General features: G+C 73.4%; 10 protein-coding genes. 6 read left to right on the top strand and 4 right to left on the bottom strand.

Annotation, left to right across the window (positions count from 1 at the left end; all coding sequences use genetic code 11):
- Positions 1–102: 102 nt before the first annotated feature.
- From ACIQRW_RS20315 to ACIQRW_RS20325, 3 genes are all read right to left on the bottom strand, one after another.
- Positions 103–1,698, bottom strand: coding sequence for an alpha/beta hydrolase (locus ACIQRW_RS20315; protein WP_403762065.1), 1,596 nt, complete (start codon positions 1,696–1,698; stop codon positions 103–105).
- Positions 1,699–1,805: 107 nt separating this feature from the next.
- The gene (locus tag ACIQRW_RS20320) at positions 1,806–3,398 is read right to left on the bottom strand and encodes an alpha/beta hydrolase (protein WP_403762068.1); all 1,593 of its coding nucleotides are present in this window, start codon (positions 3,396–3,398) and stop codon (positions 1,806–1,808) included.
- 93 nt (positions 3,399–3,491) lie between these two features.
- Positions 3,492–6,296 (bottom strand): lysylphosphatidylglycerol synthase domain-containing protein, encoded by a 2,805-nt coding sequence (locus ACIQRW_RS20325; protein WP_403762071.1) that lies wholly within the window; start codon positions 6,294–6,296, stop codon positions 3,492–3,494.
- 206 nt (positions 6,297–6,502) lie between these two features.
- Here ACIQRW_RS20325 and ACIQRW_RS20330 point away from each other — a divergent pair, with 206 nt between their 5' ends.
- The 5 genes from ACIQRW_RS20330 to nudC all read left to right on the top strand — a co-directional run bounded on the left by ACIQRW_RS20330 (position 6,503) and on the right by nudC (position 16,751).
- Positions 6,503–7,006 carry an MGMT family protein gene (locus ACIQRW_RS20330; RefSeq protein WP_403762074.1) on the top strand — a complete coding sequence of 168 codons (504 nt, stop codon included), beginning with the start codon at positions 6,503–6,505 and terminating at the stop codon, positions 7,004–7,006.
- 233 nt (positions 7,007–7,239) lie between these two features.
- Positions 7,240–10,758, top strand: a complete 3,519-nt coding sequence (locus ACIQRW_RS20335) for an ATP-dependent helicase (protein WP_403762077.1) — start codon at positions 7,240–7,242, stop codon at positions 10,756–10,758.
- Between the two features lie 74 nt (positions 10,759–10,832).
- Complete coding sequence (locus ACIQRW_RS20340; RefSeq protein ID WP_403762080.1) at positions 10,833–14,282, top strand: UvrD-helicase domain-containing protein; 3,450 nt, start codon at positions 10,833–10,835, stop codon at positions 14,280–14,282.
- A 10-nt stretch (positions 14,283–14,292) separates the two neighbouring features.
- Positions 14,293–15,687: a dipeptidase gene (locus ACIQRW_RS20345; RefSeq protein ID WP_403762083.1), complete on the top strand. Its 1,395-nt coding sequence runs from the start codon at positions 14,293–14,295 to the stop codon at positions 15,685–15,687.
- Positions 15,688–15,794: 107 nt separating this feature from the next.
- Entirely contained in the window at positions 15,795–16,751 is a 957-nt protein-coding gene (gene nudC, locus ACIQRW_RS20350; RefSeq protein ID WP_215102605.1) for an NAD(+) diphosphatase, read from the top strand.
- A 79-nt stretch (positions 16,752–16,830) separates the two neighbouring features.
- Here nudC and ACIQRW_RS20355 read toward each other — a convergent pair whose 3' ends face one another.
- On the bottom strand, positions 16,831–17,085 hold the full coding sequence (locus tag ACIQRW_RS20355; protein WP_006127421.1) for a glutaredoxin domain-containing protein: 255 nt from the start codon (positions 17,083–17,085) through the stop codon (positions 16,831–16,833).
- A 229-nt stretch (positions 17,086–17,314) separates the two neighbouring features.
- Between ACIQRW_RS20355 and ACIQRW_RS20360 the strand changes: the two genes are divergently transcribed.
- Positions 17,315–19,531 (top strand): ATP-dependent DNA helicase UvrD2, encoded by a 2,217-nt coding sequence (locus tag ACIQRW_RS20360; RefSeq protein ID WP_403762088.1) that lies wholly within the window; start codon positions 17,315–17,317, stop codon positions 19,529–19,531.
- Positions 19,532–19,672 lie beyond the last annotated feature (141 nt).

A 19,672-nucleotide genomic window follows, 5' to 3' on the forward strand; every position in this document is an offset into this window, starting at 1 on the left:
CGGGTTAACACCCGCGTCCCTCACCACTTTGTGCGGTTCGGGGCCGGCCCGCCCCCGGGCCCCCCCCGCCCCCTTCCGTGTGCCCGGCCTCCAGGGCCCCGGCTACGAACAGGTCGTGCCGTCCTCCGGGACCTTCCCGTCCAGGAAGTAGTCGTCGATCGTCGAGGTCACACAGTCGTTGCCGCCGTAGGCCCCGTGACCCTCGCCCTCGTTGGTCAGCAGGATGCCGACGCCCTTGCCCAGCTCGTCCGCCATCCGCCGCGCCCCCTCGTACGGGGTCGCCGGGTCGCCGGTCGTCCCGACGACCAGGATCGGGCCCGCGCCCGGCGCGCTGGTCTCCGGCGTCTCGTGCTCCCCCTCGACCGGCCACTGGGCGCACCAGCCCACGGTGTCCCAGGCCAGGAACGGGCCGAAGACCGGCGACAGCTTCCGGAACTCCGGCAGCAGCGCACGGGCCTCGTCCACGGTGGGGCGGGACGCCGAGTCGGCGCAGGAGATCGCCCGCTGCGAGTGGTTCTGGGTGTCGTAACGCCCCTGTTCGTCCCGGCCGTTGTACGAGTCGGCGAGCCGGAGCAGACCATTGCCCGTTCCGGCGTTCTCCGCCTCGTCGAGCGCGGCCGTCAGGGCGGGCCAGCCCGAATCGGAGTACAGCGGGGTGACGATGCCGGTGATGGCGAGCGACTCGCTCAGTTCGCGGCCCGAGTCGGTCGGCAGCGGACTCCGGTCTATGCGGGCCAGCAGCCGGGCGATGCGCTCGGAGCCCGTCTCCGGGTCCTGGCCGCGGTCCTTGAGGTAGTTCTCCAGGGCGCGCTGGAAGCCCGTGGTCTGGTTGCGGGCGTGCCCGGTCCCGTCGGCCGTCGGGTCGACGACCGCGTCCAGCACGGTACGTCCCACCTTGTGCGGGAAGATGTGCGCGTACGTTCCGCCCAGCTCCGTACCGTAGGAGAAGCCGAAGTAGGACAGCTTCTCGTCGCCCAGGACCTCGCGGATCAGGTCCAGGTCGCGGGCGGCGTTGACCGTGCCGACGTGCGGCAGGATCGCGCCCGAGCGGCGCTCGCAGCCGGCGCCGAAGTCCGCGGCGTCCTCGATGAACGCCGTCTCCTCGGCCGCCGTGTCCGGAGTCAGGTCGACGCTCCGGTGGGCCTGTTCCTGCTCCTTGTCGGTGCGGCAGTGCACCCCGGAGCTGGCCGCGACCCCGCGCGGGTCGAAACTCACCAGGTCGTAGCGGGAGTTGAGCTTCGCGTACGCGTCGGCCGAGCGCGGCAGTATCCCGACGCCGGATCCGCCGGGCCCGCCGAAGTTGAACAGCAGCGAGCCGAGCCGTCGCTTCTTGTCCCGGGCCTCCTTGCGGACCAGCGCGACGGAGAGTGTCTCCCCCGACGGCTCCGCGTAGTCCAGCGGTACGTCCACGTTCGCGCAACGCCAGGCGGAACCGGGGGCCTTGCCGGCCCCCGGGGCCGGGCAGCGCTTCCAGTCGAGGCGCTGCGAAGTGAGGGCGGAGGGCAGCTCCGGCGTTTTGGGAGAGTCCTTGAGGTCCGTCGGCGTGGGCGCGGCGGAGGCGTCGGCCGGACGGCCGCCCGCCGGATCGCTCACGTCCGGCTCCGAACTCAACAGGCCGCAGCCGGCGAGCAGTCCCGCCGCGAGGAGGGCTGCTCCTGACGAGGCGGCGGCCCGCTGGACACGACGGTGCGCACGCATGATCCGGCTTCCCTCCCCGGGGCCCGAAGCCGGTGGCGACGCGACGGGCGGCTGTGATGTGCGGCCATGCTAACCGCCTTGCGCGACAGGGGAGTCGGGGGTCGGAGTCACCCGCAGACGGTGCCGGACTTCGGCACCGTACCGTTCAACAGATAGCCGTCGACGGCCCGTTGCACACACGCGTCCTTGCTGTTGTACGCCCCGTGCCCCTCGCCCTTGTAGGTGAGCTCGACGCCGACGCCCTTGCCCAGCTTCTCCACCATCGCCTTCGCGCCCGCGTACGGGGTCGCCGGGTCACCGGTGTTGCCGATGACCAGGATCGGGGCGGCGCCGGGGGCGCTGACGTCCGGCGTCTTCCAGGCGCCCGCCACCGGCCAGCCGGTGCAGCTCATCAGGCCCCAGCCCAGGTAGTCCCCGAACAGCGGGGACGCCTTGCGGAACGCGGGCAGCGCCGCCTTCGTCTGCTCCAGGGAGAACCGCTGCTCGCTGTCCGCGCAGTTGATGGAGATGTTGGCGGCGTTGGAGTTGTCGTACCGTCCGTCCTCCGAGCGGCCGTTCAACGAATCGGCCAGGGCGAGGAGCAGCCCGCCGTTCCCGCCGCCCGCCTCGTCCAGGCCCTGTTCCAGCAGCGGCCAGGTCTCCTTGGAGTACAGCGCGGACGCGATGCCGGTGGTGGCGAGCGTCTGCGTCAGCGCCCGGTCGCCGAGCCCGTCGACGGGCTCCTCCTCCAGCTCGGCCAGCAGATCGGCGATGCCCTGCTCGACCTCCTGCCGGGTGGCCCCGGGCAGCGCGCAGTCGTCGCGTTCCGCGCAGTCCTTCGTGAAGTTGTCCAGAGCCAACTGGAAGCCCTGGGCCTGGCCGATGGAGGACTGCTCGGCGTCCTTCGTGGGGTCGACCACCGCGTCGAAGACCGCCCGGCCGACCTGGTCGGGGAAGAGGTGGGCGTAGACGCCGCCCAGCTCGGTGCCGTACGAGATGCCGAAGTAGTGCAGCTTGTCGTCGCCGAGCACCGTGCGCATCAGGTCCATGTCGCGGGCGGCGTTCGTCGTGCCCACGAAGGGGAGTTCGGGGCCGGAGTTCTCCTCGCAGTCCGCGATGAAGTCCTTCTGCCCCTGGACGAACTGCTTCTCCTCGGCCGCGTCGTCCGGGGTGGAGTCCTCCTGGTAGAAGGCGTCGAGCTGGGCGTCGTCGGCGCACTCGACGCCCTCGCTGCGGCCGACCCCGCGCGGGTCGAAGCTCACCAGGTCGTACCGGGTGCGGAGCTTGTCGTACTCGGTGCCGAACGCGGGCAGCGTCGCGACGCCGGACGCGCCGGGTCCGCCGAAGTTGAACACCAGCGAGCCGATCCGCCGCTTCTGGTCCTTGGCCTTCGCCCGCACCAGCGCCAGTTCGATCGTGCGGCCGTCCGGCTCCGCGTAGTCGAGGGGTACGTCCATGAAGGAGCACTCCCACACCACGCCGCCGGGCAGCGGCGACGGCGACTCGCCACCGCCCTGGGCCGAGTTCGGGGGTGGGCACGGGGACCATTCGAGCTGCTGCGACGCCAGGTCCTCGGGGGTGGAGGACGGCGAGGCGGTCGAGGCCCCGGTGGGCGTCGAGGACCCCTCCCCGTCACCGTCGTCCGAACAGGCGGCCACCGGCAGCAGCACGGCGGCGGTGGCGGCGAGGGCGGCGGCACGCAGAGCGGGGGAAGTCCTCATGCCCCCATCGTGCGACGGGGCGCCGGGGAGCGCGGCCGGGCGCGGTCCATGCGGGTGGCGGAGGCCCGCAGCCGCCGCATGGCCCCCGCTCGGCTACAGCTCGCCCTTGCGGGTGAGCTGGTTGAAGCAGATCCACCCCGGCAGCACCGGCAGCCACAGCGTCATCACGCGGTACAGCAGCACCGCGGGAGCCGCGACCTCCGCCGGCAGCCCGACCGCGATCAGGCCCAGCGTCAGCGCGCCCTCGACCGCGCCCATCCCGCCCGGCGTCGGGGCCGCCGAGCCGATCGCGTTCCCCGCCAGGAAGACCACCGCGATGCTCGCGTAGCTCAGCTGGGGGACGCCCGGGCCGCTGAACGCCCGGATCGAGGCGTCCAGGCAGAGCACGAACAGGCCGGTCAGCAGCAGCATGCCGCTGATGCCGGTGAGCAGCTTCTGCGGCCGCTGCACCACGTCCAGCATGCGTGGCACGACCCCCGCGAACAGCGAGCGCACCCGGGTCACCACGAACTTCCGCAGGATCGGGATCGCCGTCACCACCAGCACCAGCACCGCGACCGTCAGCAGACCGGCGATCACCGTCCGGGACGGGGTCAGCGAGTCCGGGGTCCGCTCCGTACCGGTGAGATAACCGAACAGAGCCAGCAGCATGATGTGGGCGCCGAGCCCGAAGAGCTGCGAGGCCCCGACGCTCGCCACCGCGAGCCCGGGGCGCACCCCGGCCCGCTGGAGGAAGCGGGTGTTCAGCGCCACGCCCCCGATGGCGGCCGGCGCGACGATCTTCACGAAGGAGCCGGCCACCTGCGCCTGCACGGTCTTGCGGAACGGCACCCGCTCCGGGACGAAGCCCAGCAGGCTCATCGCCGCCGCCACGTAGCTCAGCGCCGAGAATCCGAGGGCGGCCGCCACCCAGCCCCACTCCGCCTGCTCCACGACCACCCCGAAGTTGGCCTGGGTGACCTGCGAGATCAGGAAGTACGCGGCGATGGCCCCGGCGATGAAGCTGAACAGGGTACGCGGTTTGATGCGCTCCAGGCGGACCGGTTCGACCGGGGCCTGCGGGCGGATCAGCAGCACCTGACGCCGGATCTGGGCGAGCAGATCCTCCTCGCGGGCCTCCTCCAGCGCGTCGTCGATGGCGCGCTTCTCGGCCTGCTTCTCGGTGCGCAGAGACTTGCGCTCCGCCTTCTGTTCCGCCTTCTGCTCGGCCTTCGGGTCCGCGCCGTGATCCGGGAGCGCACCCTCGGCGGACTCCGCGGCGGCCTGCGCCTTCGCCTGCTTGGCCGCCTGCGAGGCCTCGACCACCGCTTCCCGCTCGCGCTGCGAACGCTCGCGGGCGATCCGGCGCAGCGTCGCCCGGGTGGAGCGGCTCAGCGCGATCGGCTGGAGCAGCGGCAGACAGTCCGCCACCGCGTCCGGTCCGAGCACGGCCAGCGCCCCGGCGACCGACCGCTCGGCCCCCACCCGCAGCCCCAGCGTGGTCAGCAACTGGGCCACGTCCATCCGCAGCACCAGATCACCGGCGGCGATCTCGCCGCCGCGCAGATCCGTCACGAACGCCCTGCCGGACCGGTCCACCAGGAGCGCGTCACCGGTCAGCCTGCGGTGCGCGATCCGGCGGGACTGGAGAGCCTTCACCTGACGCCAGGTGCCACGCACCAGATCGTCGGTGATCTCCTCGTCCTCCATCGAGTCCAGCGTCCGGCCGCCGATGTGCTCGTAGACGAGCATCACCGCGTCGGGGCCCAGCTCCGAGGTGGCGATCAGCTTGGGCGCGTTCGCCCCGGCGGCGATGGCCGCGTACGCGAGCAGCGCCTCCTGCTCCAGCGCCTGGCGCAACGACTGGATCGAGCGCCGCTGGGTGATCCCACGCAGCGTGAGCCGCCGCCAGGCCCGGTAGAAGAACCCCTGGGCCTGCTGTTCCCGGTCGACGACGGTGACGTCCAGCGGGGGGCCGTCCTCCAGGGTGACCAGATAGCGCCGCCCCCGGTCGTTGTGGTCGGCGTGGTCCGGGGCGTCCTCGGTGCGCATCGCCGCGACCGGGCGGAAGCCCACGTGCCGCAGCCCCGCCATCAGGTGCTGGCCGGTGGGGCGGACGTTCGGCGAGCCGACCGCGTACAGCGTCCCGTACGCCACGGTCCAGCCGATCAGCACGGTGAGGATGATCGAGAACGGGGTGGTGTACCCGCCCACCAGCATCGCGAACGCGTCGAGCAGCAGCACCACCCACAGCACCACGCGCCAGCGCGGCCGCCGTGCCATCCCGACCGCCGTCATGTACGCGATGACCGGCGCGAGATAGCCGTGCACCGGGTCGGTAAGACCGCCGGCCGTCTGCGGCTGGGTCAGCGCGTCCTGGATGGTGCCGGGCGCGGACCGCGAGACCCAGAGGTCGGTGGCGAGCGTCACCCCGTGGGCGAGCACGGCCGCGAGCACACCGTCCGCGATGCGCAGCCCGTCGCGTTTGATGAGGCGTTCGATGGCGAAGGCGACAGGCACCAGCAGCACGGCGATGCTGGACACCAGGCCGGCGATCTTGATCAACAGATCGGGCGCCTGTTCGGTGCCCTTGGAGATGTCGTCCTCCAGGCCGGTGGTGGTGCCCTGGGCGAACGCGGCGATCGAGAACAGGACCGCGATCGCGAGCACCCCGATGAGCAGCCGCATCAGGTCGGAGGGGCGGTGCACCCGGGCGGGGAGCAGCGGCTCGTCGCCGGAGACGCGGTCGGTCAGAGCGGCCTCGGCCGAGGCCAGGGTCGAGCCGGCCAGATGTCCGGTGGTGGACGTCGTGGGGCCGTCGGCACGGGGCGCTCCGGAGGTCTCGGAATCACCCTGCGGGCGCTCCCCGGCATCGGAGGCGTCCGCCGCCTTCGGTGGCTGCACGCCCTGCTCCTTCATCGCCTCTGGTTCGTCTTCGTGTTCTGGTATCACCGGTCACCGCCCGCATGATGGTGGCACGGCCCGTAGACAGAGGAGGGCATCAGGGTGCATCGCACGGGCGCGGGAAGCGCAACATACGCTCCTTTCCACCCGTGTGCACGCTGTGTGCCCGGACGGATACCGTTTCGGCCGGGCTGTCGGTGGCGTACGGCAGGATGGGACGGATGAGCCAGGACCAGACGGACGAGGGCGGGTCCGGCACCGCCCCGACCGGCGCCGAACTGCCGGAGTACGCGGAGCGCGTCCTCGATGTGACCGACCTGATCCCGCCCGGCCGGGTGATGACGTACGGAGACATCGCGGAGTGGCTGGGCGAGGGGGGACCCCGCCAGGTCGGCCGGGTCATGGCGCTGTACGGATCGGCCGTGCCGTGGTGGCGCGTCGTCCGCTCCGACGGGACCCTGCTCCCCGCCCACGAGCTGCGGGCGCTGGACCACTACCGCGCAGAGGGCACCCCGCTGCGCGAGGCGTCGCACCGGGCGGAGGGGCACATCCCGCGCATCGACATGCGGCGCGCCCGCTGGGACGGCGGCGTGCAACCGGGCGGTGGCGCGGGCGGTGCGGGCGGTGACGCCGGCGGTCGGGGCGGTGGCGCGGGCGGTGCGGGCGGTGGCGCGGGCGGTCGGGGCGGTGGCGCGGGCGGTCGGGGCGAGAAAGCTCACACCTGACAGCTTCCGCCATCGGCCCCCGGCGGATACGGCCCGACGCGGCAGAGCACATGACGGCGGCAGCGCACGTGACGAGCGACGCGGCACAGCCGCTGCCTCCCGTCCCGTCGCTGGCGTAGCGTCGTCATCGCGCGGCACGCTCCGCCCCTTCCCTCTTCCCCGTCCGCACCGACCCCGACCCCGTCCCTCATCACCCGTACACCCGCGTACACCCACCAGGACCGGCGATCCACGTGAGCTCCTCCTCCACCCGGCACAGTCCGCACCGTGAGTCACGGCCGCGGACCACGGGTGCGTACCGCCTGGTCCGCACTCCGCCGGGTTCCGTGGATCCCCCCCTCCTGGACGCAGGCCAGCGCGCGGTGGTTGACCACCCGGGCGGCCCGCTGCTGGTCCTCGCCGGGCCCGGCACCGGGAAGACCACCACCCTCGTCGAATCCGTCGCCGCGCGGGTCAACCGGGGCACCGACCCCGCCCGCATCCTCGTCCTCACCTTCAGCCGCAAGGCCGCCGTCGAGCTGCGTGACCGGATGGCCGCCCGCCTCGGGGCTGCCCGGGGCCCGCAGGCCACCACGTTCCACTCGTACTGCTACGCCCTGGTCCGGGCCCACCAGGACGCCGATCTGTTCGCCGATCCGCTGCGCCTGCTGTCCGGACCCGAACAGGACGTCACCGTCCGCGAGCTGCTCGCGGGCCAGCTCGATCTGGAGAAGGAGGGCCTGGCCCACGTCCGCTGGCCGGACGAGCTGCGGTCCTGCCTGACCACCCGCGGTTTCGCCGACGAGGTGCGCGCCGTGCTCGCCCGCAGCCGTGAACTGGGCCTCGGCCCGGACGCGCTGGCCGCCTTCGCCCGCCGCACCGGCCGCCCGGACTGGACGGTGGCGGCCCAGTTCCTCGCCGAGTACCTCGACATCCTCGACGCCCAGGGCGTCCTGGACTACGCCGAGCTGGTGCACCGCGCGGTCCTGCTCGCCGAGCGCCCCGAGGTGGCGGAGCGGCTGGCCGGGAGCTACGACGCGGTGTACGTCGACGAGTACCAGGACACCGACCCCTCCCAGGTGCGCCTGCTGCACGCGCTGGCGGGCAACCGGGGGCGCGCGCCGGGGTACGCCGAGGAGCGCGGGGCGGCTGCGCGCGGCGGGCGGACGCTGATCGCCTTCGGCGACCCCGACCAGTCGATCTACACGTTCCGGGGCGCCGACGTGAACGGCATCCTCGACTTCCCGGACACCTTCCGCCGGGCGGACGGGGGCCCCGCGCCCGTGGGGGTCCTCACCACCTCCCGCCGCTCCGGGGCCGGACTGCTCGCGGCGACCCGGCTGCTCACCCGCCGGATGCCGCTGACCCGGCTGCCCGCCGACATGGTCCGCGCCCACCGCGACCCGGCCGCCGTCCGGGACGGCGGCCAGGTCGAGACGTACACCTACCCGACCGCCTCCACGGAGCTGGAGAACATCGCGGACCTGCTGCGCCGCGCCCACCTGGAGGACGGGGTGCCGTGGCAGGAGATGGCCGTGCTGGTACGGGCCGGAGGCCGCTCGCTGCCCGCCGTCCGCCGCGCCCTCACCTCCGCCGGAGTCCCCCTGGAGGTCGACGGCAACGACCTGCCGCTGCGCCACGAACCGGCCGTCGCCCCGCTGCTGACGGCGCTGCGGACGGTGGCCGCGGCCGCGCTGCACACCGTCCGTGCCGACGAGGAGCTGCATACCGCCCGCTCTGACGAAGCGCAGGACACCGCCCGCGCCGACGAGGAGCAGGACACCGCCCGCGCTGACGAGGAGCAGGACACCGTGCGCGCTGACGAGGAGCAGGACACCGCCCGCGCCGACGACGAGCAGGACACCGTCCGCGCCGACGAGGAGCAGGACGAAGCGGCCCCCTGGCTCGACTCCGAGACCGCTCTCACCCTCCTCACCTCCCCGCTCGGCTCCATGGACGCCGCCGACCTGCGCCGCCTCGGCCGGGCCCTGCGCGACGAGGAGCGCGCCGCCGGGATCCGCGTCCCCGCCCCCTCCGACGCCCTGCTGGCCCGCGCCCTCGCCGAACCCGAACGACTCGTCACCCACGACCCGGCGTACGCCCACGGGGCGCAGCGCCTCGGCGCGCTCCTGCGCAAGGCCCGCGAGCTCCTCGAAGGCGGCGGCACCGCCGAGGAGGCCCTGTGGACCCTGTGGAACGGCACCCCCTGGCCCGGCAGGCTGGAGCGGGCCGCGCTGCGGGGTGGGGCGGGCGGGCGCAACGCCGACCGCGATCTCGACGCGGTGTGCGCCCTGTTCGAGACGGCCGCCCGCGCCGAGGAGCGCACCGGCGGGCGCGGGGCCCTCAACTTCCTCGAAGAGGTCGACGCCCAGGACATCGCCGCGGACACCCTCTCGCGGCGGACCGCCCGCCCCGACGCCGTACGCCTGATGACCGCCCACCGCTCCAAGGGCCTGGAGTGGCGGCTCGTCGTCGTCGCCGGGGTCCAGGAAGGCGTCTGGCCCGACCTGCGCCGCCGGGGCTCCCTCCTGGAGGCCGACCGGATCGGCCGGGACGGACTCGCCGAACCCCTCACGCCCGGGGCCCTCCTCGCCGAGGAACGCCGGCTCTTCTACGTCGCCGCCACCCGCGCCCGCGACCGCCTCGTCGTCACCGCCGTGAAGGCCCCCGCCGACGACGGCGACCAGCCCTCCCGCTTCCTGACCGAGCTGGGCGTCGAACCCCGCGACGTCACCGGCCGCCCCCGCCGCCCCCTCGCCGTCGCCGCGCTCGTCGCCGAGCTGCGCGCCACCACGGTCGACCCGGCCGCGTCCGACGCGCTGCGCGAGGCCGCCGCCCACCGCCTCGCCCGGCTCGCCGCGCTCACCGACGACGAGGGGCAGCCGCTGGTGCCCGCGGCCCACCCGTACCGCTGGTGGGGCCTGGAGGAGCCGACCCGCTCCGCCGTGCCGCTCCGCGACCGCGACCAGCCCGTCACCCTCTCCGGCAGCGCGCTGGACCAGCTCGCCAACACCTGCGCCCTCCAGTGGTTCCTGGGCCGCGAGGTGAAGGCCGACGCCCCGGCCACCGCCGCCCAGGGGTTCGGCAACGTCGTCCACGTACTCGCCGACGAGGTCGCCTCCAGCCGGACCCCCGCCGACCTGGACGTCCTCATGGAACGCCTGGACTCCGTGTGGAACGGCCTCGCCTTCGACGCCCCCTGGAAGTCCGACCAGGAGAAGGACCACGCCCGCGCCGCCCTGGAACGCTTCCTGCACTGGCACGTCCTGGACCGGGGCGGCCGCACCCCCACCGCGAGCGAGCACGACTTCGACGTGACCCTGGAGGCGGGCGAGTACGCCGTCCGCATCCGGGGCTCGATGGACCGGGTCGAACAGGACGCCGAGGGCCGGGCGTACGTCGTCGACTTCAAGACCGGCAAGGGCGCGCCCACCAAGGACGAGGTCGCCGCCCACCCCCAGCTCGCCGTCTACCAGCTCGCCGTCCGCGAGGGCGCGGTCGACGAGGTCTTCGACGGCAAGCGCCCCGAGCCGGGCGGCGCCGAGCTGGTCCAGCTCCGCCAGCCCGCGCCCAAGAAGGAGGGCGGCGACGCCTTCCCCAAGGTCCAGGCCCAGGAGCCGCTGGCGGGGGAGTGGGTCTCCGGCCTGCTCGCCACCGCCGCCGGAAAGGTCCTGGACGAACGCTTCACCCCCACCACCGGCACCCACTGCGCCCACTGCACCTTCCGCGCCTCGTGCAGCGCGCAGCCGGAGGGGCGCCAGGTGGTGGAGTAGCCCCCCTTTGCCGCGGTGGGCCCTTTCGTGGGCATCGGCCCGGGTTGTCAGTGGCTCCGGTTACCGTTGTCCGGGTGTCCCCACGCATCACCGATCCCGAGCAGCTCAAGGAGCTCCTCGGGATCCCGTTCACCCCGGAGCAGACGGCCTGCATCACCGCGCCGCCCGCCCCGCAGGTGATCGTGGCCGGGGCCGGGTCGGGCAAGACCACGGTGATGGCCGCCCGCGTGGTCTGGCTGGTCGGCACCGGACAGGTCGCGCCGGAGCAGGTCCTCGGCCTCACCTTCACCAACAAGGCGGCGGGCGAACTGGCCGAGCGCGTCCGCAGGGCGCTCATCGCCGCCGGGGTCACCGACCCCGACGTCATCGACCCGGACAACCCCCCGGGCGAACCCACCATCTCCACCTACCACGCCTTCGCCGGCCGCCTCCTCACCGAGCACGGCCTGCGCATCGGCCTGGAGCCGACCACCCGCCTCCTCGCCGACGCCACCCGCTACCAGCTCGCCGCGAAGGTGCTGCGCGAGGCCCCGGGCCCCTATCCGGCGCTCACCCGGTCCTTCCCCACCCTGGTCAGCGATCTCCTGGCGCTCGACGGGGAGCTGTCCGAACACCTCGTACGGCCCGGCGCGCTGCACCGTCACGACACCGAGCTGCTGAGCGCCCTGGAGCACACGAAACTCAGCAACGCCGACCTTCGCAAGATCCCCGAGACCGCCGAGGCCCGCCGCTCCCTTCTCGGCCTCACCGAGCGCTACCGAACCGCCAAGCGCAGCCGGGACCTGCTGGACTTCGGCGACCAGATCGCCCTCTCCGCCGAGCTGGCCCTGACCCGGCCCGAGGTCGGGAAGATCCTGCGCGAGGAGTTCCGGGTGGTCCTCCTCGACGAGTACCAGGACACGTCGGTGGCCCAGCGGCTGCTGCTCTCCGCGCTGTTCGGAGCCGGTACGGAGACCGAGGAGGGCAGCCCCAGGCCCACCGGCCACGCGGTGACCGCCGTGGGCGACCCCTGCCAGGCGATCTACGGCTGGCGCGGCGCGTCCGTCGCCAACCTCGACGACTTCCCCGAGCACTTCCCGCACGCCGACGGCGCCCCCGCCACCCGCTACAGCCTCAGCGAGAACCGGCGCAGCGGCGGCCGGCTCCTCCAGCTCGCCAACGGCCTCGCCGAACCCCTGCGGGCGATGCACGAGGGCGTCGAGGCGTTGCGCCCCGCCCCGGGAGCCGAGCGGGACGGCATGGTCCGCTGCGCCCTGCTGACCACGCACACCGAGGAGATCGACTGGCTCGCCGACTCCCTCGCCCACCTCGTGCGCACCGGCACCCCGCCGGGCGAGATCGCCGTCCTGTGCCGCACCGCCGGGGACTTCCCCGAGATCCAGGCGGCGCTGGTCGCCCGGGACATCCCGGTCGAGGTCGTCGGCCTCGCCGGGCTGCTCCACCTGCCCGAGGTGGCGGACCTGGTCGCCGTCTGCGAGGTCCTCCAGGACCCGGGGGCCAACGCCTCCCTGGTCCGCCTCCTCACCGGACCGCGCTGGCGCATCGGCCCCCGGGACCTCGCCCTCCTGGGCCGCCGCGCCCGCCTCCTCGTGCACCGGGCCGGTCACGCGGACGACGCCGACGCCGACCAGCGGCTCGCGGACGCGGTCGAGGGCACGGACCCGGCCGAGGTGATATCGCTCGCGGACGCGCTGGACACCTTCCTGGTCGTGGGGGACGCGGCCGACGACGGGCTGCCGTTCTCCGCCGAGGCCCGCGTTCGCTTCGCCCGCCTCGCCCGGGAGCTGCGCGACCTGCGCCGCTCGCTCGCGGACCCCCTGATGGACGTCCTGCACCGGGTCCTGGCCACCACCGGACTGGAGGTCGAGCTGTCCGCGTCCCCGCAGGCGCTGGCCGCTCGCCGCCGGGAGACCCTCGCCAACTTCCTGGACACCGCGGCCCGGTTCGCCTCCCTGGACGGCGAGGCGACCCTGCTCGCCTTCCTCGGCTTCCTGCGGACCGCCGCACAGTACGAGAAAGGCCTCGACAACGCGCTGCCCGGCGGCGAGAACACCGTCAAGGTCCTCACCGCCCACAAGTCCAAGGGCCTGGAGTGGGACGTCGTCGCCGTACCCGGACTGGTCACGGGCCAGTTCCCGAGCGACCGGGCCCGGGAGGCGTGGACCGCCCAGGCCCAGGTGCTCCCGCACGCCCTGCGCGGCGACGCGGCGACGCTCCCGGCCCTGGACACGCACGACGGCCTCGACGCCAAGGGGATCAAGGCGTTCAAGGCGGAGATGAAGGAGCACCAGCACACGGAGGAACTGCGCCTCGGCTACGTCACCTTCACCCGCCCCCGCTCCCTGCTCCTCGGCTCCGGCCACTGGTGGGGCCCGTCCCAGAAGCGGACGCGGGGCCCGTCCGCCTTCCTCGACGCGCTGTACGAGCACTGCGCGGCGGGCCACGGGGAGATCGAGGCCTGGGCGGACGAGCCCGCCGAGGACGAGGAGAACCCGGCCCTCGCGGAACGGGACGCCGACCTGGCCTGGCCTCTCCCGCTGGACGCCGACGCCCTCGCCCGCCGCCGCGCCGCCCGGGACACGGTGCTGGCCCACCTGGAGCGGCTGGCCACCGGTGAGCCTTCGTACGAGCCCGCTGACGTACCGGTAGACGAGGCGCTGTTCGAGGAGGAGCCGGTCGACGAGGACTGGGACTGGGACGCGCTCCCCACCGAACGCCCCCCGGGCGCACCCGAGACGGCACCGGAGACCGGGCAGAACACCGCACCGCCCCCGCACATCCCGGCCGCCCGCCACCCCCAGGAGGCCGGTCCCGCGGAACGGCTTACCCCCGAGGAGGGCCGCACCCTCGCCTCCTGGGACCGGGACCTGGACTCCCTGGCCGGGGAGCTGCGCCGCGCCCGCGCCACCGTGCGCGAGGTCCTCGTGCCCGCCGCGCTCTCCGCCACCCAGCTGCTGCGCCTGGCCGAGGACCCCGACGCCTTCGCCCGGGAGCTGGCCCGGCCCATGCCCCGCCCGCCCCAGCCCGCCGCCCGCCGGGGCACCCGGTTCCACGCCTGGGTGGAGTCGCGGTACGAGGAACTGCCGCTGCCCATGCTCGGCCCCGACGAACTGCCCGGGGGCGACGAGAGCGACGCGGAGATCGCCGACGAGCGGGACCTCGCCGAACTGAAGGAAGCGTTCGAGCGCACCGCGTACGCCCGGCGCACGCCGTACCGGGTGGAGACCCCGTTCCAGATCACCCTGGCGGGCCGCGTGATCCGGGGCCGCATCGACGCCGTCTACCGCACGGGCGACCGGTACGAGATCGTCGACTGGAAGACCACCCGCCACCGCACCGCCGACCCGCTCCAGCTCGCCGTCTACCGGCTGGCCTGGGCCGAGCTGCACGATCTGCCGCTCGAAGAGGTCACCGCCACCTTCCTCTACGTACGCAGCGGGGAGACCGTCCACCCGCAGGGGCTGCCCGGCCGGGCCGAGCTGGAGCGGATCCTGCTGGACGAGCCCGCCCCCGAGGACGGATAGGCTCAAGAGCATGAGCGAGACCCCGGACAGCGCCGTCCGTACGTACACCGAACAGCACCGCGCAGCCTTCCTCGACGACCTCGCGGAGTGGCTGCGCATCCCGTCCGTCTCCGCGCAGCCGGAGCACGACGGGGACGTACGGCGCAGCGCGGAGTGGCTGAGCGCCAAGCTCAAGGAGACCGGCTTCCCGGTCACCGAGATCTGGGAGACCCCCGGAGCGCCGGCGGTCTTCGCCGAGTGGCCCAGCGAGGCCCCGGACGCCCCGACGGTCCTGGTCTACGGCCACCACGACGTGCAGCCCGCCGCCCGCGAGGACGGCTGGGCGACCGACCCGTTCGAGCCGGTGATCCGGGACGGCCGGATGTACGGACGCGGCGCGGCCGACGACAAGGGCCAGGTGTTCTTCCACACCCTCGGGGTCCGCGCCCACCTCGCGGCGACCGGCCGCTCCACCCCCGCCGTCCACCTGAAGCTGCTGATCGAGGGCGAGGAGGAGTCGGGCTCCCCGAACTTCCGCGCCCTGGCCGAGCGGCAGGCGGACCGGCTCGCCGCCGACGCGGTGATCGTCTCGGACACCGGCATGTGGGACGAGGACACCCCGACCGTCTGCACCGGCATGCGCGGCCTCGCGGAGTGCGAGATCGAGCTGCACGGACCCGCCCAGGACATCCACTCCGGATCGTTCGGCGGAGCCGTCCCCAACCCGGCCACCGAGATCGCCCGCCTCGTCGCCGCCCTCCACGACGCGGACGGCAAGGTCGCGATCCCCGGCTTCTACGACGGGGTCACCGACCTCACCGACACCGAGCGGGCCCTCTTCGCCGAGCTGCCCTTCGACGAGGCCACCTGGCTGCGCACCGCGAAGTCGGGGGCCGCGGCCGGCGAGGCCGGGTACTCCACGCTGGAGCGCGTCTGGGCCCGCCCCACCGCCGAGGTCAACGGCATCGGCGGCGGCTACCAGGGCGCCGGCAGCAAGACGATCATCCCCTCCTCGGCCCTGGTGAAGATCAGCTTCCGGCTGGTCGACGGCCAGGACCCCGACCGCGTGCAGCAGGCCGTCCGGAGCTGGGCCGAGTCCCGTATCCCGGCGGGCGTCCGCCACCGGATCGCCTTCCAGCCGGCCACCCGCCCCTGCCTGACCCCGCTGGACCACCCCGCCCTCCAGGCGGTGGCCCGCGCGATGGGCCGGGCCTTCGGGAAGAAGATCCTCTTCACCCGCGAAGGAGGCTCCGGCCCCGCCGCCGACCTCAGGGACGTGCTCGGCGCACCCGTCCTCTTCCTCGGCATCTCCGTACCCTCCGACGGCTGGCACGCCCCCGACGAGAAGGTCGAGCTCGACCTGCTGCTCAAGGGTGTGGAGACGACCGCCCACCTGTGGGGCGAGCTGGCCACGGCACTGCGCTGAATGCCCGGAACCGCTGAACGCCCGGAACCGGAACTCCGCTGAATCCTCTGCACACCCTCCACGTACCTGTGCCCACCCGATCCACCCAGGGGGAGTAGGAAGCACCTGTGAGCACCTTCGACAACGCCACCGCAGACCGCCCGATCGGCCTCACCGCGCCGAGCGGCATCGACCGCGCGGCACACCACCGCCTCGACGAGGCGTGGCTGGCCGTGGCGTGGAGCCACCCGACGACCCGCGTCTTCGTCGTCTCCGGCGGGCAGGTGCTGATCGACGACACCCCCGACGGGGGCACCGAGATCGTCATGACCCAGGCCTTCGAGGCCCCGGTCACCGAGACCCACCGGTATTTCCTCGGCACCGACGAGGACGGCGTCAGCTACTTCGCGCTCCAGAAGGACTCGCTGCCCGGCCGCATGGACCAGTCGGCCCGGCCCGCGGGGCTCCGCGAGGCGGGGCTTCTCCTCGGCCCCCGCGACGCGGGCCTGATGGCGCACGCCGTCGCCCTGGAGAACTGGCAGCGGCTGCACCGCTTCTGCTCCCGCTGCGGCGAGCGCACCGTCATCGCGGCGGCCGGTCACATCCGCCGCTGCCAGGCCTGCGGCGCCGAGCACTACCCGCGCACCGACCCGGCGGTCATCATGCTGGTCACCGACGACCAGGACCGGGCCCTGCTGGGCCGCCAGGTCCACTGGCCGGAGGGCCGCTTCTCCACGCTCGCCGGGTTCGTCGAGCCGGGGGAGTCGATCGAACAGTCCGTGGCCCGCGAGGTCTACGAGGAGGCCGGGGTCACCGTCGGCGAGGTCGAGTACATCGCCAGCCAGCCCTGGCCGTTCCCCTCCAGCCTGATGCTCGGCTTCATGGCGCGGGCGACCACCTTCGACATCACCGTCGACGGCGAGGAGATCGAGGAGGCCCGCTGGTTCTCCCGCGAGGACCTCACCGCCGCCTTCGAGTCCGGCGAGGTCATGCCCCCGTTCGGCATCTCGATCGCGGCCCGCCTGATCGAGCTCTGGTACGGCAAGCCGCTCCCGAGGCCCGGCAGCGCGAAGCGGACCGACTGAGCACCCCCGGACACACGACTGCCCCCGGCGGTGCCGGGGGCAGTCGTACGCGCGACGGGCGGTCGTCCATCGGCCGGGATCAGGCGGCGAGCGCCTGCTTCACCTGGGCGAGGGACGGGTTCGTCATGACCGACTCGGTGCCCGAGGGGGCCACGATCAGCAGCGTGGGGACCGTCTGGTTTCCGCCATTCGCCTTCTCGACGAACGCGGCCGACTCCGGGTCGTGCTCGATGTTGACCTCGTTGTACGCGATGCCCTCGCGGTCCATCTGGCTCTTCAGCCGACGGCAGTAGCCGCACCAGGTGGTGCTGTACATCGTCACAGTGCCCGCCATGTCGCTGGCGCTCCTTCGTCTCGTCCGTACGCTGCGCGGCCGGCAGCGTCACTCGCGGCCAGGCCGCTGTCGGCGGCCCTTCCGCATGGATAAGGAACGTACGGGACGCGGCCACCATTCCCACCACGCCCCCGTACCGGCCCCCATGGCGCGGTAGCCGGTACGACGAATACCTCACCCCTGTGGACAACCGCCGCATCCGCCCCCTGGGACCTGGCAGCATGGCGGGGTGACAGCAGCAACGCACTCCACCCTCTTCCCCCAGGTTCCCGAGACCCCGGACGCCGTGCTCGACGGGCTCGACCCCGAGCAGCGCGAGGTGGCTCTGGCCCTGCACGGACCGGTGTGCGTGCTGGCCGGAGCCGGTACGGGCAAGACCCGCGCGATCACGCACCGCATCGCGTACGGGGTGCGTGCGGGCATCCTCCAGCCGGCCACCGTGCTCGCCGTCACCTTCACCAACCGGGCCGCCGGAGAGATGCGCGGCCGGCTGCGACAGCTCGGCGCGACCGGCGTCCAGGCACGGACCTTCCACTCCGCCGCCCTCCGTCAGCTCCAGTACTTCTGGCCGAAAGCAGTCGGTGGCGAGCTGCCCCGGCTGCTGGAGCGGAAGGTGCAGCTGGTCGCCGAGGCCGCCGCCCGCTGCGAGCTCCGGCTCGACCGCAACGAGCTGCGGGACGTCACCAGCGAGATCGAGTGGGCCAAGGTCACCCAGACCGTCCCCGCCGACTATCCGGCGGCCGTCGCCAAGACCCAGCGGGACGCCCCCCGCGATCCGGCGGTCCTCTCCCAGATCTACTCCACGTACGAACAGCTCAAGCGCGACCGCTCGGTGATCGACTTCGAGGACGTGCTGCTGCTCACCGTCGGCATCCTCCAGGACCGGAGCGACATCGCCGAGCACGTGCGCGGTCAGTACCAGCACTTCGTCGTCGACGAGTACCAGGACGTGAGCCCGCTCCAGCAGCGGCTGCTCGACCTCTGGGTCGGGGACCGGGACGATCTCTGCGTCGTCGGCGACGCCAGCCAGACGATCTACTCCTTCACCGGGGCCACCCCCGACCACCTGCTGAACTTCCGCACCCGCCACCCCGGGGCGACCGTGGTCAAGCTGGTGCGGGACTACCGCTCCACCCCTCAGGTCGTCCACCTCGCCAACGGCCTGCTGAGCCAGGCCCACGGCAAGGCGGCCGACCACCGGCTGGAGCTGGTCTCACAGCGCGACAAGGGGCCCGAGCCCGTCTACACGGAGTATTCCGACGAGCCCACCGAGGCCGAGGGCACCGCCCGGCGGATCCGCGATCTCGTCGCCGCGGGCGTGCCGGCCGGTGAGATCGCCGTCCTCTACCGCGTCAACTCCCAGTCCGAGGTCTACGAGCAGGCACTCGCGGACGCCGGGGTGCCCTACCAGCTGCGCGGCGCCGAGCGGTTCTTCGAGCGGGCCGAGGTCCGCGAGGCGGGCACCGCCCTGCGCGGCGCGGCCCGCGCCGGAGGCAACGACTCGCTCCTCGACGGGGCGGAGGACCTGGCCTCCCAGGTGCGGGCGGTGCTCTCCACCAAGGGCTGGACCAGCCGGCCGCCCGCCGGGTCGGGAGCCGTGCGCGACCGCTGGGAGTCGCTGGCCGCGCTGGTGCGCCTCGCGGAGGACTTCGAGACGGCGAAACCGGGGGCGACCCTGACCGAGCTGGTCCGTGAGCTGGACGAGCGGGCCGTCGCCCAGCACGCCCCGACGGTCCAGGGGGTGACCCTGGCCTCGCTGCACTCGGCGAAGGGCCTGGAATGGGACGCCGTGTTCCTGGTCGGCCTTACCGAGGGCATGATGCCGATCGCCTACGCCAAGACCGACGAGCAGGTCGAGGAGGAGCGGCGCCTGATGTACGTCGGAATCACCCGCGCCCGCGTCCACCTCTCGCTCTCCTGGGCCCTGTCCCGGTCACCCGGCGGCCGGGCGAGCCGGCGGCCGACCCGCTTCCTGAACGGGCTGCGCCCGGGCTCGACGGCCTCGGGCGCGCGGAGCGGTGCCGGCGGCGGCGGCGGGATCGACCGGGGCACCGGCCGGGCCGCCGTCGAGCGGACCCCGGCCGTCGAGCGCAAGCCCAGGAGCCCGGTGCGCTGCCGGGTCTGCGGACGCACGCTCACCGACGCGGGCGAGATGAAGCTGATGCGCTGCGAGGAGTGCCCATCGGACATGGACGAGGCGCTCTACGGGCGGCTCTACGACTGGCGTGCCGGCCAGGCGGCCCTGCTGGGGCAGCCGGACTTCTGCGTGTTCACCGAGAAGACGCTCATGGCGATCGCCGAGGCCGTGCCGTCCACCGAGGGCGAGCTGGTCGTCATCGCCGGCGTCGGCAACCGGAAGTTGAGCCGCTTCGGCACCGATGTTCTGGCCATCTGCGCAGGTGAGGCGCTTGATGGTGAGCCCGAGGAGGGCGCGGACGAGACCTGAGGAAAACTCGTCCAGAAAATAGTTTGCGCCCGCCCCAGTCGTCACCATAGGTTCTTAACCACGGGAACAGCGACTTCTCTGAAGCCCTGATTCCGTGCTGTACTTATCCGAATACGCAGGACCGGTCCCGGCCGGTCCCCC

The organism is Streptomyces sp. NPDC091287, assembly GCF_044768525.1.
In the GTDB taxonomy this organism is placed as follows: Bacteria; Actinomycetota; Actinomycetes; order Streptomycetales; family Streptomycetaceae; genus Streptomyces.

Bases quoted from the DNA above. Each gene is read 5' to 3' on its own strand.
- ACIQRW_RS20330 (WP_403762074.1), top strand. From the start codon at position 6,503: ATGAGCCAGGACCAGACGGACGAGGGCGGGTCCGGCACCGCCCCGACC.
- ACIQRW_RS20355 (WP_006127421.1), bottom strand. From the start codon at position 17,085: ATGGCGGGCACTGTGACGATGTACAGCACCACCTGGTGCGGCTACTGC.
- ACIQRW_RS20345 (WP_403762083.1), top strand. From the start codon at position 14,293: ATGAGCGAGACCCCGGACAGCGCCGTCCGTACGTACACCGAACAGCAC.
- ACIQRW_RS20325 (WP_403762071.1), bottom strand. From the start codon at position 6,296: ATGAAGGAGCAGGGCGTGCAGCCACCGAAGGCGGCGGACGCCTCCGAT.
- ACIQRW_RS20315 (WP_403762065.1), bottom strand. From the start codon at position 1,698: ATGCGTGCGCACCGTCGTGTCCAGCGGGCCGCCGCCTCGTCAGGAGCA.
- ACIQRW_RS20320 (WP_403762068.1), bottom strand. From the start codon at position 3,398: ATGAGGACTTCCCCCGCTCTGCGTGCCGCCGCCCTCGCCGCCACCGCC.